This window comes from Dellaglioa sp. CoH-55-MRSF-9 (assembly GCF_056782155.1).
In genome coordinates this window covers 1-259 of sequence record NZ_JBXAYG010000111.1, presented here as the reverse complement: position 1 = coordinate 259, position 259 = coordinate 1, and the positions used below count along the sequence as shown (strand labels likewise).

Below are 259 nucleotides of genomic sequence, written 5' to 3'. Positions count from 1 at the left end.
ACTTAGCGAGTACGAAATCAAATGGCTGGCCGCGTCGCCCGAAGCGCTGCGCGTTGCCGCCGACTACCATGACTATCAGGCGACGATTGCCGACGCCTCAGACTATGGTGAGTGCGTGCCGCATCACGAGAACAGGGCCCGTGAACTCCGAGCCGAGGCCGCGCGTATCGAGCAATGTTACGACAACGGGGATGACCCGTACGAAGGATAAAAGATGAGCGAAAAAGAAAAACGTGTGTTTTTCACGCAAGAGTGGCAG

General features: G+C 56.8%; 1 protein-coding gene. It reads left to right on the top strand.

The genetic code is table 11. From position 1 onward, the window contains the following. On the top strand, positions 1–211 hold a 211-nt coding region (locus AC1RPV_RS07990), incomplete at its 5' end, for a hypothetical protein (protein WP_481764234.1). Between the last annotated feature and the right edge of the window lie 48 nt (positions 212–259).